12 protein-coding genes are annotated in these 16,097 nt (G+C 64.5%); 11 read left to right on the top strand and 1 reads right to left on the bottom strand.

Features of this window, described 5'->3' with window-relative positions; translation table 11 throughout:
* Positions 1 to 19 precede the first annotated feature (19 nt).
* The 11 genes from ybaL (at position 20) to RA167_RS14670 (ending at position 13,270) form a co-directional block, all read left to right on the top strand.
* Positions 20 to 1,795 carry a YbaL family putative K(+) efflux transporter gene (gene ybaL, locus RA167_RS14720; protein ID WP_076788350.1) on the top strand — a complete coding sequence of 592 codons (1,776 nt, stop codon included), beginning with the start codon at positions 20 to 22 and terminating at the stop codon, positions 1,793 to 1,795.
* Between the two features lie 240 nt (positions 1,796 to 2,035).
* Complete coding sequence (locus RA167_RS14715) at positions 2,036 to 2,701, top strand: CDP-alcohol phosphatidyltransferase family protein (protein ID WP_422393165.1); 666 nt, start codon at positions 2,036 to 2,038, stop codon at positions 2,699 to 2,701.
* Complete coding sequence (locus RA167_RS14710) at positions 2,698 to 3,492, top strand: HalD/BesD family halogenase (protein WP_076788347.1); 795 nt, start codon at positions 2,698 to 2,700, stop codon at positions 3,490 to 3,492. Before RA167_RS14715 ends, RA167_RS14710 begins: the two co-directional genes overlap by 4 nt.
* Entirely contained in the window at positions 3,489 to 4,514 is a 1,026-nt protein-coding gene (locus RA167_RS14705) for a lysylphosphatidylglycerol synthase domain-containing protein (RefSeq protein ID WP_076788690.1), read from the top strand. The genes RA167_RS14710 and RA167_RS14705 overlap by 4 nt, the downstream gene beginning before the upstream one ends.
* A gap of 85 nt (positions 4,515 to 4,599) precedes the next feature.
* A complete protein-coding gene (locus RA167_RS14700; protein WP_076788345.1) occupies positions 4,600 to 5,376 on the top strand; it encodes an NTP transferase domain-containing protein in 777 nt (258 codons plus the stop codon).
* Positions 5,377 to 5,396: 20 nt separating this feature from the next.
* On the top strand, positions 5,397 to 7,091 hold the full coding sequence (gene aepX / locus RA167_RS14695) for a phosphoenolpyruvate mutase (protein ID WP_076788344.1): 1,695 nt from the start codon (positions 5,397 to 5,399) through the stop codon (positions 7,089 to 7,091).
* On the top strand, positions 7,084 to 8,253 hold the full coding sequence (aepY, locus tag RA167_RS14690; protein ID WP_076788342.1) for a phosphonopyruvate decarboxylase: 1,170 nt from the start codon (positions 7,084 to 7,086) through the stop codon (positions 8,251 to 8,253). Before aepX ends, aepY begins: the two co-directional genes overlap by 8 nt.
* Positions 8,253 to 9,332 (top strand): 2-aminoethylphosphonate aminotransferase, encoded by a 1,080-nt coding sequence (locus RA167_RS14685; RefSeq protein ID WP_076788341.1) that lies wholly within the window; start codon positions 8,253 to 8,255, stop codon positions 9,330 to 9,332. Before aepY ends, RA167_RS14685 begins: the two co-directional genes overlap by 1 nt.
* Positions 9,333 to 9,446: 114 nt before the next feature.
* Entirely contained in the window at positions 9,447 to 11,342 is a 1,896-nt protein-coding gene (dxs, locus tag RA167_RS14680; RefSeq protein ID WP_076788339.1) for a 1-deoxy-D-xylulose-5-phosphate synthase, read from the top strand.
* A gap of 411 nt (positions 11,343 to 11,753) precedes the next feature.
* Positions 11,754 to 12,629, top strand: coding sequence for a hypothetical protein (locus RA167_RS14675; RefSeq protein ID WP_237573938.1), 876 nt, complete (start codon positions 11,754 to 11,756; stop codon positions 12,627 to 12,629).
* Between the two features lie 185 nt (positions 12,630 to 12,814).
* On the top strand, positions 12,815 to 13,270 hold the full coding sequence (locus tag RA167_RS14670; protein WP_076788338.1) for a hypothetical protein: 456 nt from the start codon (positions 12,815 to 12,817) through the stop codon (positions 13,268 to 13,270).
* A gap of 19 nt (positions 13,271 to 13,289) precedes the next feature.
* Here the strand turns inward: RA167_RS14670 and RA167_RS14665 are convergent, their stop codons facing one another.
* Positions 13,290 to 15,944 (bottom strand): MMPL family transporter, encoded by a 2,655-nt coding sequence (locus tag RA167_RS14665; RefSeq protein WP_076788336.1) that lies wholly within the window; start codon positions 15,942 to 15,944, stop codon positions 13,290 to 13,292.
* Between the last annotated feature and the right edge of the window lie 153 nt (positions 15,945 to 16,097).

The raw sequence follows: 16,097 nt of genomic DNA, 5'->3' as shown, positions 1-16,097 counted from the left end.
GGATTTTTGAAGGAGTCGCATGCCTCACGACATCAGCCTTATCACTCTGATCGCAACCGGGCTCGGGCTCGCGATGATCCTCGGCTACGCCGCGTCGTGGTTCAAGATGCCGCCGCTGGTCGGCTACCTGCTGGCCGGCGTGCTGTGCGGGCCCGCGACGCCGGGTTTTGTTGGCGACGTGGCGCTTGCCGGCCAGCTTTCCGAGATCGGTGTGATGCTGTTGATGTTCGGCGTCGGACTGCATTTCTCGCTCGACGACTTGCTGGCCGTCAAGCGTATCGCTGTGCCCGGCGCGATTGTCCAGATCGCGGTGGCGACGGCGCTCGGCATGGGCACGGCGATGTGGTGGGGCTGGCCGGTCGGTGTGTCGCTCGTCTTCGGGCTGGCGCTGTCAGTGGCCAGCACGGTCGTGTTGCTGCGCGCGCTGGAGGCGCGCGGCCAGCTTGATTCGGCCAACGGTCGTATTGCGGTCGGTTGGTTGGTCGTTGAGGACCTGGTCATGGTGCTCGTGCTGGTGTTGCTTCCACCGTTGGCCGGCCTACTCGGCGGCTCGCCGGACGGCAACCATGACGCGGGACTGACCGAAGCGCGCGCCGCCGCGCCGCCGCCCAGCCTGTGGGCCATGGTCGGCGTGACATTCGCGAAGGTCGCCGCCTTCATCGCATTGATGTTGGTGGTCGGCCGCCGGGTGTTCCCGCGCCTGTTGTTCCTGGTGGCCCGCACCGGCTCGCGCGAGCTGTTCACACTGTGCGTGATCGTCGCCGCAGTGGGTGTGGCGTACGGCTCGGCACGCCTGTTCGACGTGTCGTTCGCGCTGGGCGCCTTTTTCGCCGGCATGATGATGCGCGAGTCCGAGTTCAGCCATCGCGCGGCGGACCAAACGCTGCCGTTGCGCGACGCGTTCTCGGTGCTGTTCTTCGTGTCGGTCGGCATGCTGTTCGATCCCCACGTGTTGATCAACGCGCCGTTACACGTGCTCGGCGTGGTCGCGATCATCATGGTCGGCAAGACCGTGGCGGCGGTGGCGCTGGTGCTGGCCTTCCGCTATCCGCTGAACAGCGCGTTGACCGTCGGCGCGAGCCTTGCGCAAATCGGCGAGTTTTCGTTCATCCTGGCCGGACTGGGGATGTCGCTCGGCTTGTTGCCAAAAGAGGGGCAGGACTTGATCCTGGCCGGCTCGCTGATCTCCATTGCGTTGAATTCGCTCGTGTTCGCCGCGATCGAGCCGGCGCAGGCATGGATCCGTAGTCGTTCCAGCCTAGCGCGACGGATGGAATGCCGCGAGGATCCGCTCGCTGCGTTGCCGATGACGGTGCCGCAGGCACACCTGACCGGCCAAGTCGTGATCGTCGGCTATGGCCGGGTCGGGCGCCGTGTCGCGCAGACGCTGGCCGCACATCGGATTCCGTATGTGGTGGCCGAGCAGCATCGCGATATCGTCGAGAAGCTGCGCGCCGAGCAGGTGCCCGCCGTGTGCGGCGATGCGTCCGATCCGATGGTACTGGTGCAGGCGCATGTCGCTCGCGCCGGGATGCTGGTGGTGACGTTGCCGGACACATTCGATGTTCGCAAGATCGTCGACACCGCCCGCACGCTGAACCCGTCTATCGAAGCGGTGTTATGCACTGACAACGACGACGAGGCCGCGCTGCTCCAATCGGAACGAGTCGGCACCGTGTTTGTTGGGGATAGCGAGTTGGCGCGCGGCATGACCTCGCACGTGCTGTCGCGGATGACGGGCGCCGCGACCGCGGGCGGTGTCGATGCAACCGGTGCGTCGGGTCACCTGCGATGAGGGCTACGTCGGGTTTGACCGGATGTCAAGTGGTTGGGCGAAGCATGACAATGTTGGCCGAATGTGCGTAAAAGTTATCAACAGTTTCTGTGGATAAACCTGTGGTGAACCCAGCCGAAACCTAGTCAATCTGGGGTTCCCATCGGGATCACCGCGTTGCATAGGTGGCCCTGGACTGCAACGGGCGCACAGAAAGGTTATATTTCCGGGATGGAAAAAAGACAGAATAGGGCATTCGGGATGTCATCCGACATGCCACCGCCGCCTCGGCAATGGGATGCGCGGCTCGCTCGCCGGCTCGTGATGCCATTGAAGGACACCTCGGTCACGCCGAACTACCTGACGACGCTGCGCCTATTGATCGGCCTGGCCGGCGCGGCCGCGCTGGCCAGTGGTGGATATGGTTGGGCCAACGTCGGCGCGTTGCTGATCGTGCTATCCAATTTCGTTGACCATACGGACGGTGAGTTGGCTCGCATCAGCGGTAAATCGAGCCGCCTGGGCCACTTCTACGACCTCGCGGCGGACGCGCTAGTTACGATCGGGCTGTTCGTCGGCATGGGGTTGGGTGTCCCCGCCGATGTGCACTCAACGTTGCCGGCGGCGCCTGTATGGCTCGGCTGGGTGGCCGGCCTAGCTGTGGCGTTGATTTTCTTCCTGCGCATGCGCATCGAGCAGCGCGCGGGCAAGGCCGGCACGCGCCAGGCGTTTTTGGCCGGCTTTGAAACCGAGGACGTACTTTACCTGCTGCCGTTGGTCACGTTGCTGGATGGCGTGACGCCGTTCCTGTTGGCGGCGGCAATCGGCGCGCCACTGTTCGCGGTGTGGGTCGCGATTGACTATCGCCGCACAATGCGGCGGGGCACGGGGGCTGCTGCGGCAACCCATTACGGCACGACGCCATGACTGTCGCGGCCGGACTGGCCCGCGACGGCGCGGGCGCTGGACATCAGGGCAGCACGGCAATGGACGCGTCGTTGCACGAGCGCATCGCGACGCTCGATACCGAGCTGCTGCGCGAGACGTTCGCTGACCAGGGCGCGTTCCTGTTCCTCGACACATTTCTGGCGCCGGACATGACTGCCCGGCTCGTGGACGCAGTGCGCCGGGTCGACGGCGCAGTGAACCGCAACTACCTGCCTGGACACAAGCAGGGCGGCAGTGTCAGCAGGCATGCGATCGACCGGCTTGCACCGGTGATCGCCGAATTGTATCGTTCGCCAGCGTTGATCCGCTGGCTGGAGGCACTGTGCGGGGACCGCCTGATGGCCTGTCCTGACACGGATCCTCACGCATACGCGCTCTATTTCTATACCAAGCCCGGTGATCATATCGGCTGGCACTACGATACGTCGTACTACAACGGCCGGCGATACACGTTGCTGCTGGGCGTGGTTGACGAATCGTCGTGCAAGCTGGAATACCGGCTGCACACTCGTGAGCCGGGCATACCCGTCGTCGAGGCGGCAGTGCAGTTGCCGCCTGGCGCTCTGGTCTTTTTCGATGGAGACAAGCTGCATCATCGGGTTACGTCGTTGGGCGCGGACGAGCGGCGCGTATCGTTGACATTCGAGTACGTGACCGATCCGAGCATGGGGCGGTTCCAGCGGTTCGTATCGAACATGAAGGACGCAATCGCTTACTTCGGTTTTCGACAAGTATTTCGGCAGTGGACCGGCAGGCGAACGCGCACATGACACGTGCAGCGTGGATTTCGTTGACGATCGGCGCGTCGCTGTTCGTCGGGCTGCTGGCATGGCAGGGTATCGCACCGTTGATGGCCGCGTTGTCGGCCGCCGGCTCAGGCTTGCTGCTCGTGGCCGCGTTCCATGGTCTGCCGATGGTGGTCGACGCGGCGGCGATCCGTGTGCTGGCGAGTGAGCGCGGCGGTGTGCTGGCGGGTGAACGCGGCGGCGTGACGATCGGTGACGCGCTGTTGACGCGCTGGGCAGGCGAATCGGTCAACAGCCTGCTGCCGGCCGGCCAGATCGGCGGGCCGTTGCTGATGGTGCGGCATCTGGCGCAGCGTCGATTGTCGCTGCCGGAATCGGCGGCGGTGATCACCGTCAGCACGACGTGGCAAACGATCGCGCAAGTCGTGTTCGCGCTGCTGGGTCTGGCGGTGTTCGCGGCTGATGCGGCGCATGGTGCGCTCGGCGGTCTGCGCACGCCGTTGCTGGCCGCGAGCGCGGGCTTTGCGCTGCTGCTGTACGGTTTTTACCTGGCGCAACGGCGGCGCTTGTTCGGGCGGCTCTCACGCGTGATGTCTAAGCTGTCGGCGGGACGCGACTGGTCGGCGCTCTTCGAGCGCGCCGATGCGGTGGATGCGCACGTGGCCACGCTGTATCGGCAGCCGCGCGCGGTGGCGGCAAGCTTCGCATTGAGCCTGTCCGGCTGGATCATTGGCACCGGGGAAGTCTGGCTGATCCTGCAGTTGATTGGACATCCGGTCGGCTGGGTCGATGCACTGTTGCTCGAGAGCATCGGGCAGGCCATCCGCGGCGCGGCGTTCATGATCCCGGGCTCGCTTGGCGTGCAGGAGGGCGGGTACCTGCTGCTTGCGCCGCTGGTCGGCTTGCCGCCGGACACGGCTCTCGCGCTGTCGCTGGCCAAGCGCGCCCGCGAGATCCTGCTTGGCGTGCCGGGCCTGGTGTACCTGCATTTTTCTGAGCGCGGCTGGCAACGCCGCCGGGCTATGCGGATGCCGGCGGCCGACTAGCGTGCCGAATAGCGCAACATGTTGATTTGAGCGCCTCGCCCGGCGCTGCGAATCACACTCATAGACGAATCACACGGGAGCATCAGTGCGCGCCATTATTCTTGCTGCGGGTCGCGGCCTGCGCTTAGTCCAGCCCGAGAACAAGCACTCACCCAAATGCTTGCTACAGTTCGACGGCATGACGCTGCTCGAGCGCCATTTGCATTGGCTCAGGGCAGCCGGTGTCGACGAAATCGTACTGGCCTTGGGCTTTCACCACGAGATGATCGAAGCCGAGCTGCTGCGCCTGTGTTGGACGCCGCCGCCGCGCTTCGTGCTTAACTCGGACTACGAGCTGGGCAGCGTGCTGACGGTGCACACGGTATCCGACGCGTTGTGCGCGGGTGGAGACGTGTTGCTGATGGATGCCGACGTGCTGTACGACGAGCGTCTCATGCTGCCACTGGTGGCTGGCGAGCATGCGAATCGGTTGCTGATCGATCGTGATTTCGAGCCGGGCGACGAACCGGTCAAGCTATGCTTGCGTGACGGTGTGCCCGTCGAGTTGCGCAAGCAGGTCGCGGCCGACCTGCGGTACGACACGATGGGCGAGTCGGTCGGGTTTTTCCGCCTGACTGAGGGGGCCGCGCGGCGTCTGGCGCAGATCGCGGCCGACTATGTCGGCAGCGGCCGCGCGAATTTGCCACACGAGGAAGCGCTGCGGGACCTGCTGCTCGAGCGCAGCCATGTCTTCGACGTGGCCGACGTGACCGGTGCACCATGGATCGAAATTGATTTTGCTGCGGACGTCGAGCGTGCGAGAACGCAAGTGCTGCCCCTGCTGCAGCCGGTGTTCGCCGCGAGTACGATCGCGTCGCGTTGAGACAGGAGCTTATTGAATTCATGAACGCCCCCGATACCTTGGTTGTGCGCGCGCAAAGCCGTGCGGCGCGGCTGCGCCGCATGCTGACTTCCGATAAGCTGGAATTCATGATGGAGGCGCACAACGGGCTGTCCGCGCGGATCGTGCGCGAAGCGGGTTTTGATGCCATCTGGGCGTCAGGCCTAGCGATCTCGGCGCAATACGGTGTGCGCGATAACAATGAGGCGAGCTGGACACAGGTGGTCGACACGCTGGAATTCATGGTTGACGCGAGCGACCTACCCATCCTGCTTGACGGCGATACCGGCTACGGCAATTTCAACAACGTCCGGCGGCTGGTCAAAAAGCTGGAGCAGCGCGGCGTGGCCGGCGTGTGCATCGAGGACAAACAATTCCCAAAGACCAACAGCTTCATCGGCGGCGAGCGGCAGCCGTTGGCGGATGTCGATGAGTTCTGCGGCAAGATCAAAGCCGGCAAGGATTCCCAGGATGATCCGGATTTTTCGATTGTCGCGCGGGTTGAGGCGTTGATTGCCGGCTGGGGCATGGACGAGGCGCTGCGCCGCGCCGAAGCGTATCACGCGGCTGGGGCCGATGCGATTCTGATCCACAGTAAGCTGGCGCGGGCCGACGAAATCGTGGCATTTGCACGTGAATGGGCTCATCGCGCACCGCTGGTGATTGTGCCGACGAAGTACTACAGCACGCCGACGCAGGTCTTCCGCAACGCGGGCATCAGTGTCGTGATCTGGGCGAATCACTTGATACGCGCGGCCACTTCGGCGATGCAGGCCGTCGCCAAAGAAATTCACGACAGCGAGACGCTGGTCGGCGTCGAGGACCGGATCGCATCGGTCAACGAGATTTTCCGTTTGCAAGGCGCGGACGAATATTCAGCCGCCGAGCGGGTCTATTTGGCCGCGCGCGCGCCGCGCGCGGCGGTCGTGCTGGCCGCGAGCCGGGGACGCGGGCTGGAGGCGGTCACCGCGCAGCGGCCCAAGGTGATGTTGCCGATTGCGGGCAAGCCGTTGTTGCGCTGGCTTGTGGACGGCTTTAAAAAGCAGGGCGTGAACGATATCACGGTCGTGGGTGGTTACCGTGCCGATGCGATCGACACGGCGGGTATCCGCGTGGTGGTCAACGAACGGCACGAGACGACCGGTGAACTGGCGTCGCTCGTGTGTGCGACGCAGGCGTTCGAGCACGATACCGTCATCTCGTATGGCGATCTATTGTTTCGCAGTTATATCCTGCACAACCTGGTCGAAAGCGACGCGCACTTTTGCGTGGTCGTCGATTCGTCGCAGACGCAGCCGACCAACCAGAGCGTGCGCGATTTCGCGTACTGTTCGAGTGGCGACGACCGGGGCCTGTTTGGGCAGAAGGTCGTGCTGCGGCGCGTGAGCAGCGAGGCAGCCGCGCCAGATGGCACGGTGCCGCACGGGCGTTGGATTGGCCTGCTGGGCGTGCGTGGCGAAGGACGCGACAAACTTCGGCGTATTTTCGCGACGCTGCGCGAGCGCGGCGACTTCGATTCGCTAGATATGCCGGCGCTGCTCAATGCGCTAGTTGACGCCGGCGAGCAGATCGAAGTGCAATATGTGCACGGACACTGGCGTGGCGTCAATGATCTGGATGATTTCCGCCGGGCGGCGGATTTCGCCCATACGCAGGTACCGATCGCAGAGGCGAGCGCCGGAGGTGGCAATGATTGACGCGGCGCAGTTTGTTGATGCGGCGCGCGAACGCGGATTCGACTGGTACGCGGGCGTGCCGTGCTCGTTTTTAACACCTTTCATCAACTACGTGTTGCAGGCGCCATCGCTGCATTATGTGAGCGCGGCAAACGAGGGAGATGCGGTCGCACTGATCGCAGGCACGACGCTGGCTGGTCGGCGCGGTGTCACGATGATGCAGAACTCCGGGCTCGGCAACGCCGTCAGTCCGCTGACCTCGCTGACCTGGACGTTCCGGCTGCCGCAGTTGTTGATCATCACCTGGCGTGGCCAGCCGGGCGTGGCCGACGAGCCGCAGCATGCGTTGATGGGGCCGATTACGCCGGCGATGCTCCAGACGATGGAGATTGCATGGGAGACCTTTCCGACCGACGCAGCGGATATCGGTCCGGCATTGGATCGGGCGATCGCGCATATGGACGCTACCGGTCGGCCCTATGCGCTGGTCATGCAGAAGGGGAGCGTCGCGCCCTATCCGCTGCGCGGCGCCACTGCCCACGCACGGCGCGCGGCGGTGCCGGTCGAATCGACGCTGCGCGGCACGTCCTGTGACGCATTGCCGTCGCGCAGCGACGTACTGCGCGGCGTGATCGACGCAACACCGGTGCAGGGCAGCGTGGTATTGGCGTCCACCGGTTTCTGTGGTCGTGAACTGTATGCGCTGCACGACCGGCCAAACCAATTGTATATGGTTGGCTCGATGGGCTGCGTGATGACGATGGCGATCGGACTCGCGCTGGCGCGGCCTGACCTGCGCGTGGTGGCGCTCGATGGCGATGGTGCCGCGTTGATGCGCATGGGCGCGTTTGCGACGCTGGGCGCCTATGGGGCGGCCAACCTCGTGCATATTGTGCTAGACAACGGCGTACACGATTCGACTGGTGGCCAGGCGACCGTATCACCTGGCATGTCGTTCGCGGGCGTGGCCGCGGCGTGTGGGTACGGGCTGGTGATTGAAGGGGACGATCTCGGTGCGCTGCGGCGGGTTTTCAACGCCGAGCCGCTCGGCGACGGGCCGCGTTTCGCGTGTATCAAAATACGGCCCGGTACGCCAGAGGGCCTGCCACGGCCATGCGTGACGCCGGAGCAAGTGAAAAGGCGCTTGATGAACCACATCGCACATGGTGCGGGAGGCCGCTGATGCTGTTACTGAACCCGGGGCCGGTCACGCTGACGGAACGCGTGCGACAGAGCTTGCTGCAGCCCGACCTGTGCCATCGCGAGCCGGAATTCTACGATTTGCAGCAAGAGGCGCGCGAACGCCTGTTGGATGTCTATGCGCTCGATCCCATCCAGTGGCAAGCAGTCCTGATCACTGCGTCGGGCACGGCCGCGGTGGAGAGCATGGTTGCCGCGCTGGTGCCGGAGCATGGCCGCCTGCTGGTGGTGGAGAACGGCGTGTATGGCGAGCGGATCACGCATATCGCACGTCACTATCGGATTAACCACGAAGTGGCGGTACATCGATGGATCGACGCGCCCGATGTCCAGGCGTTGGCGGCGTGGCTGGATGACGCGGCGCGCGCGCAACGGCCGTTTACCCACGTTGCGCTGGTGCACCATGAGACGACTACGGGCCGCTTGAACGATCTCGGGGGCGTGCTCAACGCGTGTCGCGCACGCGGCGTCGGCGTGCTGCTGGATGGCGTTAGCAGCTTCGGTGCAGAGGCGATCGACTTTGCCGATCCTGCGCTCGTCGCGGTCGCGGCGACAGCGAACAAATGCTTGCATGGGGTGCCGGGGGCCTCATTCGTCGTGGTGCGTCGCGCGGCGCTGGCCGACGCGGCAAGCCGGGCGTTTTACCTAGACCTTGGGCGGCTGGCGTGCTTGCAGGACGAGCGCAATACGCCGTTTACGCCGTCGGTGCACGCCTATTACGCGCTGGTCGAGGCACTGCGCGAGCTTGAGGACGAGGGCGGCTGGCGCGAGCGTCATGCGCGTTATCGCAAGCTGGCCGAGCAAGTGCGTGACGGTTTGGCGCGCCTGGGCGTGGATGGCGTACTGCCGCCGCAGGAATCGTCGGTCGTGCTGCGCGCGTACCGGTTACCGCCGACGATTGACTACGTCCAATTGCACGATGCATTGAAACTGCATGGATTCGTCATCTATGCGGGGCAGGGCGGCTTGGCGGCCGAGTTGTTCCGCATCTCGACGATGGGCAATCTGACGGCGCACGACATGGACCGGTTGCTGCGTGCGTTCGGACAGCTGCTGGCGTGAGGCGGCGGGCATCGCCTCGGCTCCGGTGCGGCGGCGCAGCCCGGCTCCGGTGTGGCGGCACAGCAGGATCGAACCAGTCGGCCGGCACAGACCGGCGTCATACGGATAACCACGATGACCCAACTACTTTCCACGATCGACCATCCCGCCCAGCTGCGTTCGCTGTCGCGCGCGGATTTGAAGGCGCTGGCCCATGAACTCAGGGCCTTCGTGCTCGACAGCGTGTCGCGCACCGGCGGTCACTTGTCGTCCAATCTCGGCACCGTCGAGTTGACGATCGCGTTGCACTATGTGTTCGAGACACCGAAGGACCGGATTGTTTGGGACGTCGGCCACCAGACCTATCCGCACAAGATCCTGACCGGGCGGCGGGACCAGATGAGCACGCTGCGCCAGTGGAATGGCATCTCGGGTTTCCCCCGCCGCTCGGAGTCGGAGTTCGATGCGTTTGGTACCGCCCATTCGAGCACGTCGATTTCGGCGGCGCTGGGCATGGCGGTAGCAAGCAAGCTCAAGGGTGAGCATCGTCGTGCGATCGCGGTGATTGGCGACGGCGCGATGACCGCCGGCGAGGCATTCGAGGCGCTGAACAACGCCGGCGTGTGTGAGGACATCCCGTTGTTAGTGATCCTGAACGACAATGACATGTCGATTTCGCCGCCGGTTGGCGCATTGAACCGGTATCTGGTCAAGCTGATGTCCGGACGCTTCTACGCGAGTGCGAAGGAGGGCATGCGCAAGATTTTGCCGCCGCCGATGCTGGAACTTGCGCACAAGCTTGAGGAGCATGCGAAGGGCATGGTCACGCCGGCGACGCTGTTCGAAGAGTTTGGCTTTAACTACATCGGTCCGATCGATGGGCATGACCTCGATGCGCTAATTCCGACGCTCGAGAACCTGAAGCAGATGAGTCGACCACAGTTCCTACACGTGGTGACGAAAAAAGGCCAGGGCTACAAGCTGGCCGAGGCCGATCCGGTGCTGTACCACGGTCCGGGCAAGTTTAATCCGGATGAGGGCATCAAGCCTGGCGGCACCGCTAAGAAAACCTACACCAAGGTCTTCGGCGAATGGCTGTGCGATGCGGCGGAACTGGACCCGCGGGTGGTGGGCATCACGCCGGCGATGCGCGAGGGCTCGGGGCTGGTGGAGTTCGAGCAGCGCTTCCCGCAACGCTATTTTGACGTGGGCATTGCCGAGCAGCACGCGGTGACCTTCGCCGGCGGGTTGGCGGCCGAAGGGTTGAAGCCGGTGGTGGCGATCTACTCGACGTTTCTGCAGCGCGGCTACGACCAGTTGATCCATGACGTGGCGTTGCAGAACCTGCCGGTGATGTTCGCGCTGGACCGCGCGGGGCTGGTGGGCGCGGACGGGGCCACGCATGCGGGCGCCTACGACATGGCGTACCTGCGCTGCATCCCGAACATGGTCGTAATGGCGCCGGCCGACGAGAACGAGTGCCGGCAGATGCTGCACACGGGCTTGCAGCTTGACGGGCCGAGCGCGGTGCGCTATCCGCGGGGTACGGGGCCTGGAGTGGCCCCGCAAAAGCGGCTGAGCGCAGTGCCGGTGGGCAAGGGGGAGATTCGACGGCAGTCGCATGCGCCGGCCGGCCACCGGGTGGCGATCCTGGCGTTCGGCTCGATGCTGACGCCGAGCCTGACGGCGGCGCAGGAGTTCGACGCGACGGTGGCGAACATGCGTTTTGTGAAGCCGCTGGACGAGGCGCTCGTGCGGCAGCTCGCCGACACGCATGAGCTACTCGTGACTGTCGAGGAAGGGACGTTGATGGGCGGTGCCGGCTCGGCCGTCGCGCAAGCGCTGGCGTGTCACGACAAGCTCGTGCCGCTGGTGCAACTCGGCTTGCCCGATACGTTCATTGACCATGGCGATGCGGCGCAGCAGCTTGCCTCAGTGGGGCTCGACGCGGCCGGCATTGCCGCGTCGATTCGCCGCGGCATCACCGATCGTCTGTCCCGTTCACCCGTTCGCGTGACGCAGGGCAAGTGAACGGCGTAGTTATTCTTGTGCTATCGGCCCGTTGCCGGTCAACCGGATAAGGCGTGGACATTCGCGGGCGTTGGCCGCGACCTCGCTTCCGTGTCGCGGCAACGATGACGCGGCGCTATCCTCCCGGCGTTTCAAATGTCGATGGAGGAATCGGTGTCGAGACTATCCATATGTTCGGTCCGCGTCGTGTCGCCCTCGGACGAACGAAGCGCTCCGCTGCAACGCTCGTCGGCCACCGCTTCGGCACAGCACACGCCTATCATGCTCGACGGATTGCAACGCCGCCGCTCGAGCGCGGCTGACAGCGTTGATATCACAGCAACGCGGCGCGGCTCTCTGGCGCGACAGCTGGACGCGCATTTCGATACTGATTGGCATCCGCTCTATCATGCGCCATGGACGGAAGCTGCCATGGAGTTGGACAGCGCTTGGTATCCGCTCCCGGTTTGGCAAGCCGAACCGGTGTCGCCGCTATCATCGGTTGGCGCGCAGCGGCGCGATTCGTTGTTGCGGTTGCCGTCCGCCCGATACCTGGCCGCACACGGCATGCCACTCAGTGAACTCGGGCTCGAACTGAATGCGCCGAGCCATGACGACGAGCCGCGGCTGTCAGCGGTGCTGACCGATGACGACGAGTCACAGATGTCAGACGTGCGTGCCGAGGGCGGCGAGCCACGCCCGTCGGACAGGCTGACCCATGATGACTTGCGTGCATTGGTGCGTTCGCTGACGCAGCACGTCGAGCGCCGCCGGCTGCGTGCGATGTTGCGCGCCGCCCAGCGGGCGGAACACGCGATAGCGCCGTCGGACGATTCGAACGACGGGTCGACGTATCGCAGCATGCTACGCGAAGCCATCCGGCAGTCCCTGTACCCGCGCTCCACCCGCGCACTGCGGGAGGCCGTGTGCCGGTATGTACCCGGGTTCGGCGAGCCGGCGTTGGCGGGCTCGGTGTCCGACAGCACGCTGAAGGCCATGTTGGAGGCTGCCGCCGTCGATGGCCGGCTGCCGATGAATCTGGCGGAATTGGTGTTGCTGCCGGACGGGATGACTCAGCCGCTGCGCCGGCGGGCCAAGGAAGTTGGCGGGGTGATCGCGCCAGTGCCGCGACAGGGCGACGAGGCGCAGGCCGATGACGCGGAATCGGATGACGCGCAGCAAGCGATGTCTGCGTTGGAGGCGCTACAGGCGAACGGCACGATTTCGGAAGACCAGTATATTGCCGCGGCCAATCGGTTGGCGTCACTGCTCGGCTACCGCGTGGGAAACTATCCGCGTGCAGCTTAGCAAAGGATGGTGTGACATAAAGGATGGCTTAGCATTGCCTGGAGGCGTCGGCCACCGACATGATGCTAGCTGGAGCGTTGCGCCCCACCGTGTATTCGGATCTGCGGTATGCTGCGTCGTGGATATATTCTGCACTGCAATATATCTGCGTTATGCTTGTCGCGTTGTTATTTAAGGAGTGACCCGTGCCCTCTCCCGCACAAGCCAGCCAGTCTGCCGGGTATTATCCTGGTTCCCCGACCCTGCCACCGGAGCACGAACCAGACTTAGACTTGCCGTCGTCTGTCGTGCCCCGTGCCAGCACGACCACGCGGGTTCCCGCACCGCTTGAAGGGCTCAGAACATCTTCGTCATCCGAACCGATGTCGGTCGCCGGTATGGTTCAGCGTTTCGGATCGACCACCCGCGGCGCGGCGGCGACGGCCCAGCACGACAGATCCAGTGTGCCGCCGACCGACCTGAGGCCGCTGCCGCCATTGCTGACCGAAATCGAAGAGGCATGGCCCAGCTTCAGCGACGATGATTGGGCTGACATTCTGGCATATACCGATGCCGTGCCCGCCCCTCCAGAACCGGTCATGCATGCACCGGTACGATGGGGCCAGTGTGACATCATCGGCCACGCGGCACCCGCCGCCTGAGAGCCGATGTGATCACACGCTAGCGTGATTTTGCGTTGTTGGCACGCTGCTTATCGTGGGCACGCCGCGATACAGTACTGCGCGCGGCTTGCTCGCGCGGCTTGCCCATCAGCACCGGCTGGAAGAACACCGCGCCGATCAGCGTGCACACGAGCGACAGTGCGAGCAATTCGCCCATGCTCGAGGTCCCCGGATGATGCGACAACCACAGGCTGCCGAACGCGGTTGCGGTGGTTCCGGCCGACAAAATCACCGCCTGAGTCAATCCAGACTGCAGCAGTTTCGTCGCGCCGGCGCGCCAGGCCATCACGTAGTAGATCTTGAACGCGACGCCCACGCCCAGCAGCAGCGGCAGCGCGATGATGTTCGCGAAGTTCAGCGGCAGATTCAGCAATACCGACAACTCGAGCGTCACGACCGCCGAGACCAGCAGCGGCACTAGCGTGCGCAGCACATCGCCGAAGCTACGTAGCGCCATCCACAGGAGCACCGTAATCGACACCAGCGCCAGCACGCCGGCCTGCACGAACGCGCGCACGATCGTGTCCGCTGACTGCAGGATCGAGATTGGCCCGCCGATGGCTTGCGGCTCGGCGGCCAGCACGGCTGCACTGAATGCGCGCAGTTTCGTATCTTCGTCGGGATTCATGCTGGTGGCCAGTTTGGGCGAGATCTGCACGAGGGCACGTCCGTCGGAGGTGATCCATTGCGAACGCAACTCGGCCGGCAATGTCTGCAGTGTGATCAAAGTGGGCTTGAGCAAGTTTGCCAGCGACGCAAGCGACAATTGCAGCGGCTCGGCGATCGCGCGTTCAGCACGATCGCGCGTGGCCGCGTCCGCTGCCGCCAACTTGCGCAGCGACACCGCCAAATGTTCGGCTTCTTTTGCACCAGGCCCCGGGTGATCGAGTGCCGCATTCTCCAGCATTGCTGCCGCGTTGCGCAACGCTGACACGCGTGCGCCGTCGGGTGCGGGGTCCGATGGCGTTTGTTCCAGCACGGGCAACAATTGCCGTGCCGCCTGTGCGATCGTGGCCAGCTTCTGCGGCTGGTCGTCGGGCACGAAACTGGTGGCGGTCACCACACGGCCCACTTCCGGCAGCGCGCGCAGCTTGTTGGCGGCCTGCTGCGCGTCATCCAGCGATGCAGCCAGCAATTGGACATCGTTGACGCCGGTGTCGGACGCGCTGGCCAGCGAGGCGAGCGTGCGCATCGATTCGCTGTTTGGATCTTTCAAATGCAACGGATTGAAGTCAAAGCGCAGTTGCGTGAGCAGCGGCAAGCCTGCCACGACCAGTGCGAGCGTGACAAGCAGTAGCGGGCTGCGATGGCGCTCAGTGAATTCGTCCAGCGGGGCGAACGACTTGAATCCGGGCGCTGCGCCGCGCCCGGTGGGCCGCAGTACCGAGATCAGCGCCGGCAGTAGGGTCACGCAGGACGGCAACGCGACGAACAAAATCCCCACGCCGGCAATCTGCCCCAGCTCCGATATGCCGCGGTATGCGGTTGGCAGGAACGAGAAAAAACTCGCAGCAGTGGCCGCAGCCGCGAGCGACAGCGGCATCGCGATCGAGCGCGCGGTGCCCTCCAGCGCGCGCTCCAGGTTGCCGCACAGGTGGAACTGCTCGCGATAGCGTACGGCGAACTGAATGCCAAAGTCCACGCCGATCCCGACGAACAGCACGGCGAATGCGACCGAGATCATGTTCAGCGCGCCGACCATCATCAATCCAAGCGCGGCGGTGATCGCAAGGCCGACCAGCAGCGTCAGGAACACAGCGAACACCATCCGGCGCGAGCGGACCGCGAACCACAGAATGACCAGTACTGTGAGCAATGTCCCGATGGCATTGGGCACCGCACCTTCGCGGACGGATCCGAACTCTTCGTCGGCCAGCGGCCGTGGGCCGGTCAATTGCACGCTCGCGCCATAACGCTGCGCCAGCTGCAACTCGGCCGCCACCTGCTTGATCCGCGCCGCCGCCGCGGCGCCCGCCTCCAGCGACCGATAGTCGAGCAGCGGCTGCACTTGCACGAACGCGCGCGAGGGCAGCTCTGGCGCAACCAGTGCGCTCCACGACAGGCCAGCCGGCTGTCCGGCGAGCACCGCGTCGACCGTGTCGGCGCTGCGCTCCAGCAGCTTGGCCATGCCGGGCAGCGTGACCTGGCCAGTCTGCAGTGGCGTGAGCAGCGTGACCGACAGCAGGCTGGATAGCCCGCGTAGCGACGGGTCGTGTGCGAGCCGATTCAGCAGGGGCCGCGCATCGACCAGTTTGCCGGTCAACTCTGTCAATTCGTTCTGCGACATGAATAGCAGCCCATGACGCTCGAAGAATGCGCCGCCATCCGGGCGTGTCACGGACGAGAAGTAAGCGGTTTCCGATTTGAGCCGCACGGCCAGCTCGGCCGCTGCGCGTTGCGCGAACTCGGCCGCCGGCGCCTGGATGACCGCCAACGTGACGTCGGCCCGCTGCGGGAACGCGTCGTCGATCGCCTTGCCGCGCTGTGCCCACGGCGTGTTTTGGTCGATCAACCCGGCGACGTCGGTATCGATTGCAAAATGTTTCGTGATGTACACAATGCTGGCTGCGCACAGCAAGATTGACACCGCGATGACGAAGTACGTATGCCGTGTCGAAAAACGCACGATGCGGGCGAGGAGCGAAGTCAGCATGGGGATGGCCTGAAATGCGAGATTCGGCGCCGAGTATACAGGGTGTGGTGCGAGCGCTTTGACACAACGTCGCCAGCAATCGTGATGCGTAAATCATGTCTGTACGCCGGTTCGCCACCGCGCGGCAAGCCGAGTTGCGTTAAGCTACGGCCG

The sequence above is a fragment of the Mycetohabitans endofungorum genome (assembly GCF_037477895.1).
Classification (GTDB): Bacteria; Pseudomonadota; Gammaproteobacteria; order Burkholderiales; family Burkholderiaceae; genus Mycetohabitans.
This window is presented reverse-complemented; position numbering and strand designations above follow the sequence as displayed.